This window comes from Streptomyces sp. NPDC047880 (assembly GCF_040706515.1).
Taxonomy (GTDB): domain Bacteria; phylum Actinomycetota; class Actinomycetes; order Streptomycetales; family Streptomycetaceae; genus Streptomyces.
In genome coordinates this window covers 1-3,467 of sequence record NZ_JBEZOK010000058.1, presented here as the reverse complement: position 1 = coordinate 3,467, position 3,467 = coordinate 1, and the positions used below count along the sequence as shown (strand labels likewise).

Sequence of the window (3,467 nt, the reverse complement as noted above, 5' to 3'; positions counted from 1 at the left end):
ACACCGCGAGAAATTCGAGAAAAACCCTGGTCAGACCCCCTTTTCGGCTTCCGTTTCCGGCCCAACACTGGTAATGTTGTCCTTGTTGGAAGGGGATGGCACCCCGGACAACGAGGACCACTCGAAACCCGCCGAAAGGTGCTGGACATGAACGTCAAGGCCCGCAACTCCCGCCCCGCCGCCGCGAAGGCCAGCGAGACCCCCGAGCCGATCGTCATCAACACGCGTCACCCGGAGTCCGGTCTGGCGATCAGCTACCGCGTCACGGTGGACACGGTGGAGCGCGCCGAGGTGATCAGCGAGGCGGGGGTTTCGGTCGGGCTGGTTGCCCGGCTCACGATCCAGACGAGCCCGCGTCAGCGCCCCGTGACCATCATGGCTAGCCGCCTCATTGGCGAGGCGGTGTGGTACTCCGACGCCATGACGGAGCGCGGCGGTCGCGTCCACTACTCCCGAGGGTTCGGGAACCGGCGCGGGACGCCCCGCCGCCTTCTGGCCGACCTCGGCGACGTGCTCAGCATCTGCGCGTACGACGTTCCCGGACTGGTCGAGGAGGCGGAGCCCGGCCGCCCCCTGAAGCTGCGCAAGGTGAAGGCCAAGCGCAAGGCGAAGGCCGCCGCCAAGGCGTGACCCGAACGGCCGGGGCGCGGTCAGCGCCCCGGCCGCCCCCAGGGGGCCGGATCAAAAAATCCCTGGTCAGGCCCCCTATCGGCTTCCAAATCAGGTTCAACTCTGGTAATGTTGTACTTGTTGGGAGGGGGTGGCACCCCGACCGACAACCTCGAAACCGCACCGCAAGAGAGGCACCGAAATGGCCACCAAGACGACGCGCCGCCGCTCCACCAAGTCCGCCGAGGAGCGCGAGGCCGAGGTAGCCGCCCTCCACGAGCAGCTGAACGACGCGATTGCGTCCCTGGTCTCCGCCGACGGGTGGAAGGCGATGCTCCGCGCCACCGTCGCCAACCTCGGCCGCTACTCCGTCAACAACATGCTGCTGATCCTGGCCCAGTGCCCGCACGCCACCCAGGTCCGGAGCTTCAAGCAGTGGAAGGAGCACGGCCGCCACGTCCGCAAGGGGGAAAAGGGGCTGCGGATCTTCGCCCCCATGACGGTCAAGAAGAAGGACAAGGACGGTAACCCCGTCCTTGACGAGAACGGCCAGGAACAGAAGCGCGTCATCTTCAAGACCGTGCCGGTGTTCGACATCAGCCAGACCGACCCCGACGAGGAGACCGCCCCGGAGGAGACGCCGGAGGCCGCCTACGCGCTCGGCGTGAAGGTGACCGGCGAGGCCCCGGCCGAACTGTGGGAACGCCTCACCCACCACGCGGAGAAGGTGCACGGCTACTCCGTCCGCCTGGAGCCCACCAGGGGCGAGGACGGATACACCGACCCCAAGACCCGCGTAGTCGGCATCAAGGAGGACGACCCCGAGGCACACCGCGTGATCACGCTCGCCCACGAAGTCGGACACATCGAGTGCGGACACGTCGCGGACCTTGACGAGTACCGCAGGCACCGGGGCCGCATGGAGTGTGAGGCCGAATCCGTCGCGTACATCGTGGCCGGGGCGGCCGGGCTGGACGCCGCCCTAACCTCCGTCCCGTACATCGCGGATTGGGCAGGCCGGACCGCCGAGGAAGTACGGGCGACGCTCGCCGCCGCCAGCGAAACCGTCCTCCGCGCCGCCCGCGCGATCCTGGCCACCACTGCCCCGGCGGACGACGAGGCCGAGGCGGCCCGCGTGGCAGAGGAGGCGGCCCACGCCGCCTACCAGGCGGAGCGTGCCGAGATGATCGAGGCCGACCAGCAGCGCGAACAGGCCCAGCCGGTGAGCGCCGCCCTGGAGGCCGCCCCCGCCCAGGGGTGACCCGAAGCCGGGGGGAGGGACTCCCTCCCCCCGGCGCGGCGGAGGCGACGACCGGTCGCCCCGGGGGCGGGTCGCCGCGCACCGCAGCGACCCGCCCCGACATGGGCGACGACCGCGCCGTGGGCGCTCACGGCCGGTACGCATCGCCGCAGTGCGCCACCCGGCCGGGGGCCGGGTGCGAGGGGCGCTCTCGCGCCGCCCCCTCGCGCTCCCCCGGCGCCGGTGGCCGGCCCCGGCGCCGAGGTGCAGGCCGGCCCGGGGGAGCGGCATCCCTGGGCGGTTTACGTGACCGGCCGTCGCCCGGCCGGCCCTGGTGCCGTGGTGCTGAAAAGCGGCTGGCAAGGAGGGGGGTCGGCCCGGCCCGGAGGGCACGCGCGGCACCGCGAGAAATCCGAGAAAAACCCTGGTCAGACCCCCTTTTCCGCTTCCGTTTCCGGTCCAACACTGGTAATGTTGTACTTGTTGGAAGGGGGTGGCGCCCCGGACAACGAGAACCACTCGAAACCCGCACCACGGAGGCAGGGCAATGATCCTCTCGAACTTCCGCACCGCAGACGGCCGCCGCACCGCCGAACTCACGGAGACCACGATCACCGTGTTCGAAGGCGGCAAGATCATCGCCGAGGTCCCCGCGACCGAACGGCACCGCGAGTACCCCGGAACCGTCTGGGAAGTGATCAACTCCGTCACCGATCCCGAGACCATCGAACTGGCCCAGATGATCGACTTCATCGTCTCCGCCACGACCGACGTCGTCCGCCCGGTCATGGCCGGACTTCCGGTGCAGTTCCTCACGGACCGCTTCACCACCGACCGCGCATTGACCACCGTTGCGAACGCCTACGAGGCCAACCGCAACCGGTTCGGCTTCCCGCCGGGCCGCGCGGCCGGTCTGGCCGGGGCGCGACTCCTCCGCACCACGATCGCCGGAGTCAGCACCCACGTGCTCACCCAGGTCAGCCGGGTCGTTGAGGCCGCCTACAACAGCCAGCGCCAGCACTGACCCCACCCACCGGGGGCGGCGGATGGCACCGCCGCCCCCGGACCCCTCGAAACCCACTCACCGGAGGTACGGACCATGAGCACCGCGACGCTCGCCCCTCACCCGAGCTGGCCCCGGCCGCAGGTCGGCTGGACCTTCGTCCACGCCCCTATGAATCGCTGCACCGGCAAGACCAACCGCTGCACCATTGACCGCATCGAGGACGGTCGCGTGTTCTGGCACGCCGACACCGAGGACGCTGCCGCCCGCGGCGACTACGTCACCCCTCTGTTCACCTTCGCCGCCAACATGGCACGCGGCGACTACTTCACCCCGCCGGAAGTCTTCCGGCTCACCCCGAAGGGATGCACCTGCCCGTAACCGACATTCAACCCGCTCTCGCCGCCCTCCCCGTGTCCGGCCGGTAGACCGGGCCCGGGGGGCCGCGCTCCGGGTGCGGCGGGGGCGCCGGCCTGCCGTCGGTGGTGGGGCCGGCCGCGCCCCGAGCGGGTTCCGCACCGCCGGGGGGCGACGGTCGCGCCGTGGTGGTCGAGGTCGCCGCGCGGCGCCGTCGTGGGGCACCCGGCCCGGGGGGCCGGGTTGCGAGGGGCGCTC

General features: G+C 70.9%; 4 protein-coding genes. All 4 read left to right on the top strand.

Annotation, left to right across the window (positions count from 1 at the left end; genetic code table 11):
- The first annotated feature begins 147 nt into the window (after positions 1–147).
- The 4 genes from AB0937_RS38430 to AB0937_RS38415 all read left to right on the top strand — a co-directional run bounded on the left by AB0937_RS38430 (position 148) and on the right by AB0937_RS38415 (position 3,233).
- Positions 148–630 carry a hypothetical protein gene (locus tag AB0937_RS38430; RefSeq protein WP_164347818.1) on the top strand — a complete coding sequence of 161 codons (483 nt, stop codon included), beginning with the start codon at positions 148–150 and terminating at the stop codon, positions 628–630.
- Between the two features lie 181 nt (positions 631–811).
- The gene (locus AB0937_RS38425) at positions 812–1,870 is read left to right on the top strand and encodes an ArdC-like ssDNA-binding domain-containing protein (protein ID WP_164347816.1); all 1,059 of its coding nucleotides are present in this window, start codon (positions 812–814) and stop codon (positions 1,868–1,870) included.
- Between the two features lie 526 nt (positions 1,871–2,396).
- Complete coding sequence (locus AB0937_RS38420; RefSeq protein WP_366718843.1) at positions 2,397–2,873, top strand: hypothetical protein; 477 nt, start codon at positions 2,397–2,399, stop codon at positions 2,871–2,873.
- A 75-nt stretch (positions 2,874–2,948) separates the two neighbouring features.
- Positions 2,949–3,233, top strand: coding sequence for a hypothetical protein (locus tag AB0937_RS38415; RefSeq protein WP_164351152.1), 285 nt, complete (start codon positions 2,949–2,951; stop codon positions 3,231–3,233).
- The last annotated feature ends 234 nt before the right edge of the window (positions 3,234–3,467 follow it).